The sequence below is a fragment of the Streptomyces sp. NPDC050504 genome (assembly GCF_044458065.1).
In the GTDB taxonomy this organism is placed as follows: domain Bacteria; phylum Actinomycetota; class Actinomycetes; order Streptomycetales; family Streptomycetaceae; genus Streptomyces.
The window spans coordinates 634,774-648,484 of the sequence record NZ_JBITHO010000004.1; the positions used below are offsets into that span (position 1 = coordinate 634,774).

At 73.5% G+C, this 13,711-nt stretch carries 9 protein-coding genes; 7 read left to right on the forward strand and 2 right to left on the reverse strand.

The window, feature by feature from the left end; translation table 11 throughout:
- Window positions 1-418: 418 nt before the first annotated feature.
- Complete coding sequence (locus ACIBNE_RS18135) at window positions 419-2,875, reverse strand: ABC transporter family substrate-binding protein (protein WP_399272565.1); 2,457 nt, start codon at window positions 2,873-2,875, stop codon at window positions 419-421.
- A gap of 337 nt (window positions 2,876-3,212) precedes the next feature.
- On the opposite strand from ACIBNE_RS18135, the gene ACIBNE_RS18140 reads away from it, so the two are divergent.
- The 7 genes from ACIBNE_RS18140 (at window position 3,213) to ACIBNE_RS18170 (ending at window position 10,941) form a co-directional block, all read left to right on the forward strand.
- On the forward strand, window positions 3,213-3,479 hold the full coding sequence (locus tag ACIBNE_RS18140) for a hypothetical protein (RefSeq protein WP_399272567.1): 267 nt from the start codon (window positions 3,213-3,215) through the stop codon (window positions 3,477-3,479).
- Window positions 3,480-3,496: 17 nt separating this feature from the next.
- Entirely contained in the window at window positions 3,497-4,321 is an 825-nt protein-coding gene (locus tag ACIBNE_RS18145) for a hypothetical protein (RefSeq protein ID WP_399272569.1), read from the forward strand.
- Between the two features lie 15 nt (window positions 4,322-4,336).
- The gene (locus ACIBNE_RS18150; RefSeq protein WP_399272571.1) at window positions 4,337-6,268 is read left to right on the forward strand and encodes a fumarate reductase/succinate dehydrogenase flavoprotein subunit; all 1,932 of its coding nucleotides are present in this window, start codon (window positions 4,337-4,339) and stop codon (window positions 6,266-6,268) included.
- Window positions 6,265-7,041 (forward strand): succinate dehydrogenase/fumarate reductase iron-sulfur subunit, encoded by a 777-nt coding sequence (locus ACIBNE_RS18155; protein ID WP_399272573.1) that lies wholly within the window; start codon window positions 6,265-6,267, stop codon window positions 7,039-7,041. Before ACIBNE_RS18150 ends, ACIBNE_RS18155 begins: the two co-directional genes overlap by 4 nt.
- 81 nt (window positions 7,042-7,122) lie before the next feature.
- Window positions 7,123-7,971 (forward strand): arylamine N-acetyltransferase, encoded by an 849-nt coding sequence (locus ACIBNE_RS18160; RefSeq protein WP_399272574.1) that lies wholly within the window; start codon window positions 7,123-7,125, stop codon window positions 7,969-7,971.
- A 100-nt stretch (window positions 7,972-8,071) separates the two neighbouring features.
- Window positions 8,072-10,177 carry a TPM domain-containing protein gene (locus ACIBNE_RS18165; RefSeq protein WP_399272577.1) on the forward strand — a complete coding sequence of 702 codons (2,106 nt, stop codon included), beginning with the start codon at window positions 8,072-8,074 and terminating at the stop codon, window positions 10,175-10,177.
- A 53-nt stretch (window positions 10,178-10,230) separates the two neighbouring features.
- Window positions 10,231-10,941, forward strand: coding sequence for a PspA/IM30 family protein (locus ACIBNE_RS18170; RefSeq protein ID WP_399272579.1), 711 nt, complete (start codon window positions 10,231-10,233; stop codon window positions 10,939-10,941).
- A gap of 202 nt (window positions 10,942-11,143) precedes the next feature.
- On the opposite strand, the gene ACIBNE_RS18175 is transcribed toward ACIBNE_RS18170, so the two are convergent.
- A complete protein-coding gene (locus ACIBNE_RS18175; RefSeq protein WP_399272580.1) occupies window positions 11,144-13,681 on the reverse strand; it encodes a SpoIIE family protein phosphatase in 2,538 nt (845 codons plus the stop codon).
- Between the last annotated feature and the right edge of the window lie 30 nt (window positions 13,682-13,711).

The window sequence follows — 13,711 nt, forward strand, 5'->3', positions numbered from 1 at the left end:
CTTCTCTCGGATCGTGGGATCAGGCGTCACTTTGGTCCTCGAACGCCCGCCGGGCGGACACGCCACGGCTCGTCCCATCGTACGTGGCCATCCGGCAAGGGGCTTGCCGGGCCTTTTTCGTACGCCGGTCTTCGGCCGCTCTTCGATCGTTCTTCAGCTGCCGTAGGGCTGCTGTTCCGGTGGGCGTCCACCGAGGTCACGCCCGTGTTCCACACGTCGGCGAGGCTGTGGGGGCCTGCCGGTCACCGCTGCCGCCCGGGTCTGAGGAGGCTGTCCACGACCTTGCCCGCCGAGGGGTCGGCGGGCAAGGGACTTGAGCTGCATCTGAGGTTTTGACCTGCGGGTTCTCCCGGTCACCCGACCTTAAAGGGCCTTGTGGGGGCTTGCGGGGCCTTACGGGCCGTACGCGGGGGGAGTGCTACTTCTCCGCCTTCTGCCCCGTCTCGGGCTTCTTGAATCCGATGTCCTGATAACGCGGTGCCGCGAAGCCGAACGCCCCCACGTTCACCACGTCGGGCCTGGCCGCCACCAGCTCCGGGCGCTGGAAGAGCGGGATCGACCCGGCGGCCGCCCAGATCCTGGCGTCGGCCTTCCGCACCAGGTCGCGGGACGCCTCCTCGTCCAGTTCGCCCAGCGCCTGGTCGAAGAGCTGGTCGATGTGGTCCGTGCCGACCCGGGTGTAGTTCTGCTCGACCTGGAGGGAGCCGTCGCTCGCGGGCTCCGGCTTGGCGAAGATCGGGCGGGCGTCGGTCGCCGGGTAGGCGGTGCCCGGCCAGGAGTAGAGCGCCAGGTCGTACTCCCCCGACGCGATGTGGTCCTTGAAGTAGCTGTCGTCGGCCACCTTCGTGACCTCGGTGCGGATCCCCACCCCGTCGAGCATCCGCACGATGTGCTCGCCCACCGTGCGCAGCGTCTGCGAACCCGGCGACGAGGGGAGCACGAAGCGCAGCGTGAGCGGCTTGCCGTCCTTGCCGAGCGGCCCGGCGGCGGGCCCGGCGGCGGGCCCGGGCGCCGCGGTGCCGACCGGGGCGTAGGCGCCCGCCATCCCGCCGGGCTTCTTCTCCCGCACGGGCGCGCCCTCGGCCCGCGCGGCGGTGCCGTCGGAGCCGGCGACCGCGCGCCGGGCCGCGGCCCCGGCCAGCACGTCCGCCTGGCGCAGGACCGCGGCGCCCTGGAGCGCGGCGGCGGGCGCGGGGGCGAGCACGCGGGTGCCCGCGACGGTGTCGGGTCCCGGGTTGGCGACGGGCCGCCCCGCGCCGGGCCGCGCCGCGCCGGGCTTGGAGTCGTCGGGCCTGGCCGCGCCGGGCCGGGCCGCGCCCGGCTTGGAGTCGTCGCCGACGATGTACGTGCCCTCGTCGCTGGCCTCGTCCGCCGCGCCCTCCCCGGCCGCCTTCGCCTTGGACCCCGCCGCCGCCTCGGTGGCGCCCCGCGCGGTCCTGCGGGCGCCGCCGGGCGTCCAGCCCGCGTCGGCGAGCAGCGCCCTGGCCTCCTGGGCGTCCTGGCTGCCGAGCGCGTCGCTGCCGTCGCCGTACGCCTCCTGCCCGGCCAGCGCCAGGTGGCTGCCGAGCGGGACCGCGGGCAGGCCGAGCGGCTTCAGCACGGTCTCCGCGAGCTCCTCGCGGTCCAGGGCGCGGGCCACCGCGCGGCGCACCCGCTCGTCCGCCAGCGGCCCCGACTCGCCGTTCAGCGCGAGCTGGGTGTAGGCGGGCTCCAGGGACCTGCGGATCACGAAGCCGCGCAGCGCCCGCTGCTCGGTGGCGTACGCGGCGACGGCCAGCGCGGTCCGCTTGCGGGCCAGCCGGGCGGCGTCCGCCTCCTCCTCGTCCTCGCTGTGGAGCTGCGCCCAGGACTTGAGGGCCTGCGCGGGCGTCAGCTCGGCGGCGGGCCCGTGGTCGAGTGCCTGGGGCCCGGCGGCGCCGGTGTTCCCGCCCGCCTTCCCCTTCCCCGTCCCCTGCTTCGAGTCCCGCACGGCCAGCTCGATGCGCTCCGCGTCGGCGTGGTCGATCTCCGCGACGTCGACCTTGCCCGCGGCGAGCGCGGCGGCGCGGGCCGCGCGCGGCACCGCGGTCAGCACCAGCTGGTCGAGCTTGGCGGGCCGCCCCCACCAGCGCGGGTTGCGGACCAGCGTGGTGGTCTTCGCGTCCTTGTCGATGCTGCGCAGCTGGAAGGGGCCCGCCGAGTTCTTGAGGGTGGCGCGGGCGCCGTCGTTGAAGGAGTCGGGCGTGCCCATGACGCCCTTGGAGTACAGCGGGGTGAACAGCGCGCGCCAGTCGGCGTACGGCTTGCCGAAGGTGACCCGCACCTCCAGGTCGTTCGCGCCGCGCTCGATCTTCTCGATGCGCTCGTAGCCCGCGTTGCGCGCGGTCCAGTACGAGGAGTCGCGGCCGGACAGCGCGCGCCACTGCGCGACGAAGTCGGGGGCGCCGATCTCCCGGCCGTCGCTCCAGACGGCCTGCTGGTTGAGCTTGTAGAGCACGACCTGCTTGGGCTCGCGCTCGACGACCTCGGCGGACTCCAGGTAGTCCGGGTTGCGCAGCGGCCTGCCGCGCTCGTCGAGGGTGAAGAGGGAGGGGAGCACCGCGCCGGCGATGCGGCCCGTCGTGCCGTCCGCGTCCGCCTGGAAGGCGTTGAGGGTGCTGGGCATCTTGTCGACGGCCCAGCGGACGGTGCCTCCGTCGGCGGTCAGCTCCCGGCCCGCGGGGGCGATGTCCTGGGGCGCGGTGGCGGCCGCGGCGTCCTCGTCGGCCGAGCCGCAGCCGGTGAGCAGGGGCAGCGCGAGCACCCCTGTGGCGAGGAAGACGGCCGACCTGAGGGTCCGGGAGCTGGTCCGGGGGCGGGGGCGTGTTCTCCCGGAGTCGGCGCCGACGTGGGACATGGTTTGTACCTCTTCGTCCTTGATCGTGGCATTTCGCGATGATCACACCTATCGACCCACCACTGAAGTGGACGGGGTCGGGGAGCGGCCGTCGACACGGCGGCGCGGCGGACGAAGGCCACCCGTGCGGCCCAAGCGCCACCCGTACGGCCCAGCGGGGGCGGGGAGCCGGTCCCGGCGGAACGCGGGGAGCCCGGCCCGGCGGAACGCGGGGGGCGCGTTCCGCACCCCGCACATCAGCAATCCGTGCACATCCCTTCACAACGAGGTATGTGACGCGCGACACTCGCAGGCGCATGAGCGTTGCCACCCGCCACCGCGGAAGTGAGGGCAAGTCATGTCCCTGCACGACGACTTGACGGACGTGCGGCGCCGCCTGGACGAACTGGTGCGCGCGGTCGAACGGCTGGAGCGGAGCGTCGCCCCGGCGCGCGACGCGCCCCCGCCGCCACCCCGGCCCGACGGGCCGACCGCCGTCCCCGCGCAGCCGCACCGCGACGACCTGGTCACCATTCCCGACACCCCGTACGACAGCTCGCTGTGGACCGCCGCCGGGCCCTGCGACGACGAGGGCCTCGGCGTACGCGATCGGCGCGCCCCCTAGGCCCGAGGAGACGACCCTTGTCGACAGGCACCGAACCCCCTCACGTGACCGCGGGCGGGGTGCACGGCGCGACGCGCGCCGCCGTGCCCGCCCGGCACCTCAGGACGGACCGCTGGTGGCTGGCGCCCGCCGCGACCGCGGCGGGCCTCTTCGCGTTCGTCGTCTACTCGACGTGGCGGGCCTTCGCGAACGACGACTACTACGCGGCGCCCTACGTCTCGCCGTTCTACTCGCCGTGCGTCGCCGAGAACTGCGAGCCGATGCGCTCGGGACCCAACTGGGAGGTGTTCGGCGGCTGGTGGGGCCTCTCGCCCGCCCTGCTGATCCTGGTCTTCCCGCTCGGCTTCCGGCTGACCTGCTACTACTACCGCAAGGCCTACTACCGGGGCTTCTGGGCCTCTCCCCCGGCCTGCGCGGTCGCCGAGCCGCACGCGAAGTACAGCGGCGAGACCCGCTTCCCGCTGATCCTGCAGAACGTCCACCGGTACTTCTTCTACGCGGCGCTCCCCGTCGCCGGGATCCTCACGTACGACACCGTGCTCGCCTTCCGCGACGAGCACTACGCGTGGGGGCACATGGGCCTGGGCACCCTGGTCTTCCTGGTGAACATCGCGCTGATCTGGGCGTACACCCTCTCCTGCCACTCCTGTCGGCACGTCGTCGGCGGGCGGCTCAAGCACTTCTCCAAGCACCCGGTGCGCTACCGGCTGTGGAGCTGGGTGGGCGTGCTCAACGGCCGTCACGCACAGCTCGCCTGGGCCTCGCTGATCAGCGTCGCCGCCGCCGACTTCTACGTGTACCTGCTCGCGACCGGGGCCTTCGACGACCCCCGCCTCTTCTGATGGGTGCTCTCTGAGATGACGCAGCTCGAACGGCAGCAGTGGGACGTCGTGGTGGTGGGCGCGGGCGGCGCGGGACTGCGCGCCGCCATCGAGGCCAGGGAGCGCGGCGCGCGCACCGCCGTCATCTGCAAGTCCCTCTTCGGCAAGGCCCACACCGTGATGGCGGAGGGCGGGATCGCCGCCGCGATGGGCAACGTGAACGCGGGCGACAACTGGCAGGTGCACTTCCGCGACACCATGCGCGGCGGCAAGTTCCTCAACCAGTGGCGCATGGCGGAGCTGCACGCGCGCGAGGCCCCCGACCGGGTCTGGGAGCTGGAGACCTGGGGCGCGCTGTTCGACCGCACGAAGGACGGGCGGATCTCGCAGCGCAACTTCGGCGGCCACGAGTACCCGCGCCTCGCCCACGTCGGCGACCGCACCGGACTCGAACTGATCCGCACCCTCCAGCAGAAGATCGTCGCGCTCCAGCAGGCCGACTTCCGCGCCACCGGCGACTACGAGTCGAACCTGAAGGTCTATCAGGAGTGCACGGTCACAAGGGTGTTGAAGGAGGACGAGCGGGTCGCCGGGACGTTCTGCTACGAGCGCGAGACCGGCCGCTTCTTCGTGCTCGAAGCCCCTTCGGTGGTCCTGGCGACCGGCGGCATCGGCAAGTCCTTCAAGGTGACGTCGAACTCCTGGGAGTACACCGGCGACGGCCACGCGCTGGCACTGCTCGCCGGGGCGCCGCTGCTCAACATGGAGTTCGTGCAGTTCCACCCGACCGGCATGGTCTGGCCGCCGTCCGTGAAGGGCATCCTGGTCACCGAGTCGGTGCGCGGCGACGGCGGCGTCCTGCGCAACTCCGAGGGCAAGCGGTTCATGTTCGACTACGTCCCCGACGTGTTCAAGGAGAAGTACGCGAGCACCGAGGAGGAGGGCGACCGCTGGTACGAGGACCCGGACCACAACCTGCGCCCGCCCGAACTGCTGCCGCGCGACGAGGTCGCCCGCGCCATCAACGCCGAGGTGAAGGCGGGTCGCGGCTCCCCGCACGGCGGCGTATTCCTCGACGTGTCGACCCGGATGCCCGCCGAGACCATCAAGCGCCGACTGCCCTCCATGTACCACCAGTTCAAGGAACTGGCGGACGTCGACATCACCGCCGAGGCGATGGAGGTGGGCCCCACCTGCCACTACGTGATGGGCGGCATCGCCGTCGACTCCGACACCGCGGCCGCCCTGGACGTCCCCGGGCTGTACGCGGCGGGCGAGGTCGCCGGCGGCATGCACGGCTCCAACCGGCTCGGCGGCAACTCCCTCTCCGACCTGCTGGTGTTCGGGCGGCGGGCGGGACTGCACGCCGCCGGGTACGCGCTGGGCCTGCCGGTGCGCCCCGTCGTCGACGAGACGCAGATCGACACGGCGGCTGCCGAGGCGCTGCGCCCGTTCAGCGCCGAGCCCGCCGCCGACGAGGGGGCGCTGCCGGAGAACCCGTACACCCTCCACCAGGAACTCCAGCAGGCCATGAACGACCTGGTCGGCATCATCAGGCGCGAGCCCGAGATGGAGCTGGCCCTGGAGAAGCTGGCCGCGCTCCGGGTCCGCGCCAGGCGGGCCGGGGTCGAGGGCCACCGGCAGTTCAACCCGGGCTGGCACCTCGCCCTGGACCTCAGGAACATGCTGCTGGTCAGCGAGTGCATCGCGCGCGCCGCCCTGGAGCGCACCGAGAGCCGGGGCGGGCACACCCGCGAGGACCGGCCCGCGATGGACCGGCAGTGGCGGCGGGTCAACCTGCACTGCCGCCTCGCCGACCCGACCGGCGGGCTCGCCGCGACCGACCCCGTACGCGGCCAGATCGAGCTCGTGCGCAGGACCACCGAACCCATCCGTGCCGATCTGCTCTCCCTGTTCGAGAAGGAGGAGCTGGTGAAGTACCTCGCCGACGAGGAGTTGTACGAGTGACCGGGACCTCCTACCGAGCGGCCTTCAAGGTGTGGCGCGGCGATCCGAAGGGCGGCGGCCTCCAGGACTTCGCGGTCGACGTCAACGAGGGCGAGGTCGTCCTCGACATCGTCCACAGGCTCCAGGCGACCCAGGCCCCCGACCTGGCCGTGCGCTGGAACTGCAAGGCGGGCAAGTGCGGTTCGTGCAGCGCCGAGGTCAACGGAAGACCCCGGCTGATGTGCATGACCCGCATGTCGGTCTTCGACCCCGCGGAGACGGTCACGATCACCCCGCTGCGGGCCTTCCCCGTCGTACGGGACCTGGTCACCGACGTCTCGTTCAACTACGAGAAGGCCCGCGAGGTCCCCGCCTTCGTGCCGCCCGAGGGCGTCGCGCCCGGCGAGTACCGGATGCGGCAGGTCGACGTGGACCGCCCGCAGGAGTTCCGCAAGTGCATCGAGTGCTTCCTGTGCCAGGACACCTGCCACGTCGTGCGCGACCACGAGGAGAACAAGACGGCCTTCGCCGGGCCCCGCTTCCTGATGCGCGTCGCCGAGCTGGACATGCACCCGCTGGACGCGGCGGCCGAGACCGGCCTGGACCGCAAGCGGACCGCGCAGGACGAGCACGGGCTCGGCTACTGCAACATCACCAAGTGCTGTACGGAGGTCTGCCCCGAGCACATCAGGATCACCGACAACGCCCTGATCCCGCTGAAGGAGCGGACCGTGGACCGCAAGTACGACCCGCTGGTCTGGCTCGGCGACAAGATCAGGCGGCGCCGCGACTGACGGAATACCGGCGGATCGGCGGGCGCTGCACGTGTCGTACGCGCGGTTGAGGATCACGACACGACACGGGGAGAGTCCGCCATGTGGCACGGCGACGCATTCGATCTGGACGCCTATCTGGCACGCCTGGGCTACGAAGGGGACCGCACCCCCACCCTGGAGACGCTGCGCGCGCTGCACCGCGCCCACGTGCTCACGCTGCGCTGGGAGAACATCGACGCGGTGCTGCGCCAGGACGTCGACCTGGCCCTGGACCGCCTCCAGGCGAAGCTGGTCGACGGCGCGCGCGGCGGCTACTGCTACGAGCACGTCCTGCTGTACGCCGCCGCGCTGGAGCGCATCGGCTTCGCGTTCCACGGCATCCAGGGCCGCGTGCAGATGGGCGCCGAGCAGGCCAGGCCCAAGACGCACGCCATGCTGCTGATCGAGGTGGACGGCAAGCGGTGGCTGAGCGACGTCGGTTTCGGTACGAGCCCGCTCGTGCCGATCGAGCTGACGGACTCCACCGACGTGTCGGACGGCGTCTGGCGCTACCGGCTGCGCCGCCGCGAGATCACCCCCGGCGCCGACGGCTACGCGCTCTACCACCCCGCACGCGAGGGCGAGACCGACAACACCGGCGACGGCTGGACGCTGCGGCACACCTTCACGCTCGCGCCGCACTACCCGGTCGACTACCGCGTCGGAAACCACTACGTGGCCTCGAACCCGCACTCCCCGTTCAGCCACCGCCTCTTCGTCCAGCGGATCCACCCCGACCGCCAGTACGTCCTCGACAACCGCACCCTCTACACGCTGGCGCCCGGCGCCGAGCCGTCGCACGAGCGGCGGGAACTGGAGGCGACCGAGGTGCCCAAGGTCCTCGCGGACGTCTTCGGCATCGAGCTGACGCCCGAGGACGCGGAGCTGCTCCTGACGAAGCTGGTCTGAGAGCGCGCCGAGGGGCGGGCCACCGGGCCTCCCCCGTCCCGGCGAGGGGTGCCCGGCCTCCCGGTCGCGGCGCCCGATTCGGCGGCATAGGCTCCGAAATGTGACGCAGGCCCCCGGCAGTCTCCGCGCCCGCACGGCCCTGGCCCTCAGGCTCCTGCCGGCCGTGCTCGCCGCGCTGTGCCTGACGGTCCTGTCCGCGCCCGGCGAGGCCCGCGCGGAGGATCCGGTCGCGCTCTCGAAGCAGGGCCAGATCACCGACAGGACGGGCGCGCTCGGCGACCGCGGGGCGCAGGTGGCGGCCGCGCTCGACCGGCTGTACGAGGACCGGCGCGTCCAGCTCTTCGTGGTGTACGTACGGAGCTTCTCCGGCCGCCCCGGGCAGAGCTGGGCCGACGCGACGGCCGCCCGCAACGGGCTGGGGCGCGCGGACGTGCTCCTCGCGGTCGCCACGGGCGACCGTACCTACGCCTACTCCGCCGAGTCCGGCGGCCCGCTCACCCAGGCCCGGCTGGACGAGGTCGCGTCCGCCGCGATCGTGCCCGCGCTGCGGCAGAACGACTGGGCGGGCGCGGCGATCGGCGCGGCGGACGGTTTCCGCGCGGTGCTCGCCGGGAAGCCGGTGCCCGCCCCCGCGATCACTCCGGGCGAGGCCGACCCGGGCGGTTCCGCCGGGGGCGGCTCGTCGGGCGCGGGCGACCTGGTGGTGCCGCTGGTCGCGGTCGGCGGGGCGGGCGCGGTCGCGACGTACGCGTACAGCAGGCGCAGGAAGAAGGGCGCGGACGGCTCGCCCGGGGGCACCCGGGGGCGGCCCGCGGCCGCGGGGGAACCGCTCGAACCACTGCCCGAGCTGGACAGGCGGGCCAGGACGGCGCTGGTGGAGACCGACGACGCGGTGCGCACCAGCGAGGAGGAACTGGGTTTCGCCACCGCCCAGTTCGGGGAGGCCGCGGCGAAGCCGTTCACGGACGCGCTGGCGTACGCCAAGGGCGAGCTGACGGCGGCGTTCCGGCTGCGCCAGCAGCTCGACGACGCGTTCCCCGAGGACGACGCGACCCGGCGCCGCATGCTGGACGAGATCCTGACCAGGTGTGCCGGTGCGCACGGCCGCCTGGACTCCGAGTCGGACGCCTTCGACCGGCTGCGGGCGCTGGAGCGCAACGCGCCGCGGGCGGTGGCGGCGGCCGAGGCGGCGTTCCGGGAGCTGACGGGGCGGGTCGCGGCGGCGGACTCGACGCTGGCGGCGATGCGCGAGCGGTACGCGGACTCGGCGGCGGCGCCCGTCGCGGACGACGTCGAGCAGGCCACGGACCGCCTCGTCTTCGCGACGACCGGTCTGGGCAGCGCGCGCCAGGCGCTGGACGAGGGCGACAACGGCAGGGCTGCGGTGTACGTACGGGCGGTCGAGGGCGCCGTCGACCAGGCGGGCACGCTCGTGGCGGCCGTCGAGCGGCGCGCGCGGGAGCTGGCCGACGCGGCGGACCGGCTGCCGGGCGCGCTCACCGAGACGGAGACCGATCTGGCGGACGCGCGCGGGCTGCTGACGGGGACGGCACCGGACGCGCCGACGGCGGACCTGCGGGGCCGGATCGCCCGTGCGGAGTCCGTACTGGCCGATGTGCGCGGCGAGCTGGCCGCGGGGCGGCACGACCCGATCGACGCGCTGCGCAGGGTCGAGGAGGCGGACGCGGCGCTCGACGAGGCGCTGGCCGGGGCGCGCGAACGGGAGCAGGGGCAGCGGCGCGCCCGCGACCTGCTGGACCAGGCGCTGCTGGCGGCGCGCTCCAGCGTCGGGGCGGCGGCGGACTACATCGCGACGCACCGGGGCGCGGTCGGCAGCGAGGCGAGGACGCGGCTGGCGGAGGCGCAGCGGAGGCTGGAGCGGGCGGGGTCGTCGGGCGCGCCGGAGTCCGGTGACGCGCGGGAGGCGCTGGCCGACGCCCGGACGGCGGACGCCCTGGCCCGGCAGGCGCAGGAGCTGGCCGAGAACGAGGTGCGCGGATTCGGGAACCCGAACGGGTCGGGCGGTGTACTTCAACCGGGCGGCGGACTGAACGGCGCGGTCCTCGGCGGAATCATTCTCGGCGGCCTCCTGAACGGGGGCGGGAGGGGCGGGGGCCATGGACAGGGACGCGGGGGCGGCGGCGGTCCCGGGAGCTTCGGGGGCGGGGGGACGCGCGGCCGTCTGGGAGGCGGCGGCCGCTTCTGACGGCACGTCCACGTCCACGTTCTCACCACCCACCGCTCGCAAGGAGCCACCCGATGACCAAGCAGACGATCCTGGGCCGTGTGACCCAGCTCGCGAAGGCCAACATCAACGCGCTGCTGGACCAGGCGGAGGACCCGCAGAAGATGCTGGACCAGCTGATCCGCGACTACACGGCGAACATCGGCGAGGCCGAGCAGGCGGTGGCGACGACCATCGGCGGCCTGCGTCTGATGGAGCAGGACCACCGGGAGGACGTGGCGGCCGCCCGGGAGTGGGGCGAGAAGGCGCTGGCGGCGAGCGGGAAGGCGGACGAGCTGCGGCGGTCGGGCGCGGCGGCGGAGGCGGACAGGTTCGACGGCCTGGCGAAGGTCGCGCTCCAGCGCCAGCTCCAGTCCGAGCGCGAGGCGAAGGCGGCGGAGCCGACGATCGCGGCGCAGACGGAGGTGGTCGACCAGCTGAAGACGGGCCTGACCCGCATGAAGTCCAAGCTGGGCGAACTGACGGCGAAGCGCGACGAGCTGGTGGCCCGCGCGCGGTCGGCCGAGGCGCAGAACCAGATGCTGGACGCGGTCAAGAGCATCGACGTCCTGGACCCGACGAGCGAACTGAGCCGCTTCGAGGACAAGGTCCGACGGGAGGAGGCCAGGGCCCTGGGCAGCCAGGAACTGGCGTCGTCGTCCCTGGACGCCCAGTTCGAGGAACTGGAGGGCCTGGGCGACGAGGCAGAGGTAGCAGCAAGACTGGCAGCCCTGAAGAACCCATAGAAGTCGCCCTGGGCCCGCCAGGGGCGCGGGGCTGTGTCCGATGTGCGGCTCCGCCGCGCGGACGCGAGCACAGGTGCGCCCCGCTAGGGGCGCGGGGAACTGCGCGAGAGTGGGGCAGATGCCGCACACACCCACCCACCCCGAGCGGGCTCGCCCCAGAACCCCGCGCAACGGGGCCCCAGGGCAGCCCCAGGGCGCCGCCCTAGAACATGCTCAGGAGCTGCTCAACCGTCGGCTCCGCCGACCCCTCGCCGTCGGGCAACGGCAACTCGAACCACACCGTCTTCCCCCGAGGAGTCCTCCGCGCCCCCCACGCCGCGCTCAACAGCCCCACCAACTGCAGTCCCCGCCCGCCCTCGTCGGTGTCCCGCGCCCGCCGCCGCCGCGGCTGTACGAGCCCCGCGTCCCAGACCTCGCACACCAGCGTCCGGTCCCGCAGCAGCCGGAGCCGGATCTCGCCCTCCCCGTACCGCAGGGCGTTGGTGACGAGTTCGCTGACGAGCAGTTCGACGGTGTCGACCAGCGGCTCCAGGTCCCAGGCGATGAGCTGCCCCCGGGACAGCTCGCGGGCGCGCCCGACCGAGCGGGGCTCGCGGGGCAGCTGCCAGTCCCCGACGGCCTCCGTCGGCATGCCCCGCACCTCGGCCATGAGGAGCGCGATGTCGTCCTCGCCGTGCCGGGTGTCGAGGGTGTTCAGGACGTGGTCGCAGACGTCCTCCAGGGGCCGCTCGGCGGGCCCGGTGAGGGCGGCTCGGAAGGCCCGCAGCCCCTCGTCCAGGGGATGGTCGCGGGACTCGACGAGCCCGTCGGTGTAGAGGGCGAGCAGCGCGCCCTCGGGGAGTTCGACCTCGACCTCCTCGAAGGGCTCGCCGCCGACGCCCAGCGGCATCCCGGGCGGCACGTCCAGCATGAGCGCGGCCTCGCCCGGCTCGACGAGGACGGGCGGGAGGTGCCCGGCGTTGGCGAACGTACATCGCCGGGTGACGGGGTCGTACACGGCGTAGACGCACGTCGCGAGGTAGACCTCGGAGAGGTCGGCGTCGCGCGACCCGCGGGCGACGCGGGAGGCCTGCTGGGTGCCGCCGGGCGTGCCGAGGCCGCGGGCGATCTCGTCGAGCGCGGAGAGCACTTCGGCGGGCTCCAGGTCGAGGAGGGCGAGGGTGCGCACGGCGGTGCGCAGTTCGCCCATGGCGACGGCGGCCCGCAGGCCGCGGCCCATGACGTCGCCGATGACCAGCGCGGTGCGGTGGCCCGGCAGTTCGATGACGTCGAACCAGTCGCCGCCGACCTCGGTCGCGGTGTTGCCCGGGAGGTAGCGGCAGGCGATGTCGAGCCCGGCGGCCTCGGGGTCGCCGGGCGGGAGCAGACTGCGCTGGAGGATCAGCGCGCGCTCGTGCTCCCTCCGGTAGAGGCGGGCGTTGTCGATGCAGACGGCGGCGCGGGCGGCCAGTTCGACGGCGAGGGCGAGGTCGCGCTCGCCGAAGGGCTCGCTGCCCTTCGTACGGGAGAACTGGGCAAGCCCGACGACCGTGTCGTGCGCGACCATCGGCACGGCGAGCGTGGACTGCACGAGGCTGCCGTCCGCGCCGGGCACGACCTTGATCCGCCCGGCGCGCAGGGCGCGGGCGCAGGGCGAGCCGAAGGGGTAGCGGTGGACGGCGCCGACCTCGGTCGCGCCGGAGTCCGGGCAGCCTGCCGAGGCGAGCGGGACGTCGGAGACCGCGCTGGCGAAGGCGACGCGGCGCAGTTCGGCGCTGCCGTCGACGCGTCCGGGCGGCGCCTCGTCGCCCATGAGCAGCCCCTGGAAGAGGTCGACGGACGCGAGGTCGCAGAAGCCGGGCACGGCGACGTCGAGGAGTTCGCGCGCGGTGCTCTCCAGGTCGAGGGAGTTGCCGATGCGGGCGCTCGCCTCGTTGAGGAGGGCGAGGTTGCGCCGGGTGGACGCGGCCTCGCGGGCGGCGATCTGGCGGCGGGTGACGTCGGTGCCCAGGCCGGCGACGCCGATGGCGCGGCCGGAGGCGCTGTGCACCCGGTAGAGGTTGATCGACCAGTGCCTGCGGTCGGTGGAGCCAGGGGCCGTGCCGATGATCTGGAGGTCGTTGACGGCCTCCCCGGTCTCCAGGACCCGCTTGAGCGCGGCGGTCATCCGCTCCGCCTCGGGGCGGGGCAGGTAGTCGTGGACGGTGCGGCCCTTGTGTGCGTCGGGGTCGCCGCCGAAGACGGTGGCGAAGCGCCGGTTGGCGCGGCGGACCGTGAGGTCGGGGCCGAACAACAGGAAGCCGAAGGGAGATTGGCCGAAAATTGCCTGCGAGGCGGCGAGGTCCGTCTCGATCTGTTGGAGGGCCCTGACGTCGACGACGACGCAGAGCGCGGCCCGCTCGCCGCCGCGGACCTCGCTCGGCATGACGTAGACCTCGGCGACGCCGTGCGCCCTGCGGCCGCCCGGCATCCGGAACGGGACCAGGCCGGTCCACTCCTTGCCGTCCAGGATCTCGGCGACCTTGCGGTGCCCGCCCGTGCGCAACTCGGCGGGCAGGAACGCCTCGACCGGGTCCTTGCCCACGACTTCTTCCGCGGACAGCCCGAACAGGTCGGCGGCGCGCCTGCTCCACTGCTCGACCAGTCCGTCGGATCCGATCGAGAAGGAGGCGACCTTGATGTAGTCGTACATCGAGCCGGGTGGGCTGCTCTGCCACACGATGTCGCCCGCAGCCACCGCAGTCTCAGGTATTTCGCTCACGCGACCGTCCCCTCCAGCTCACCGCACCGG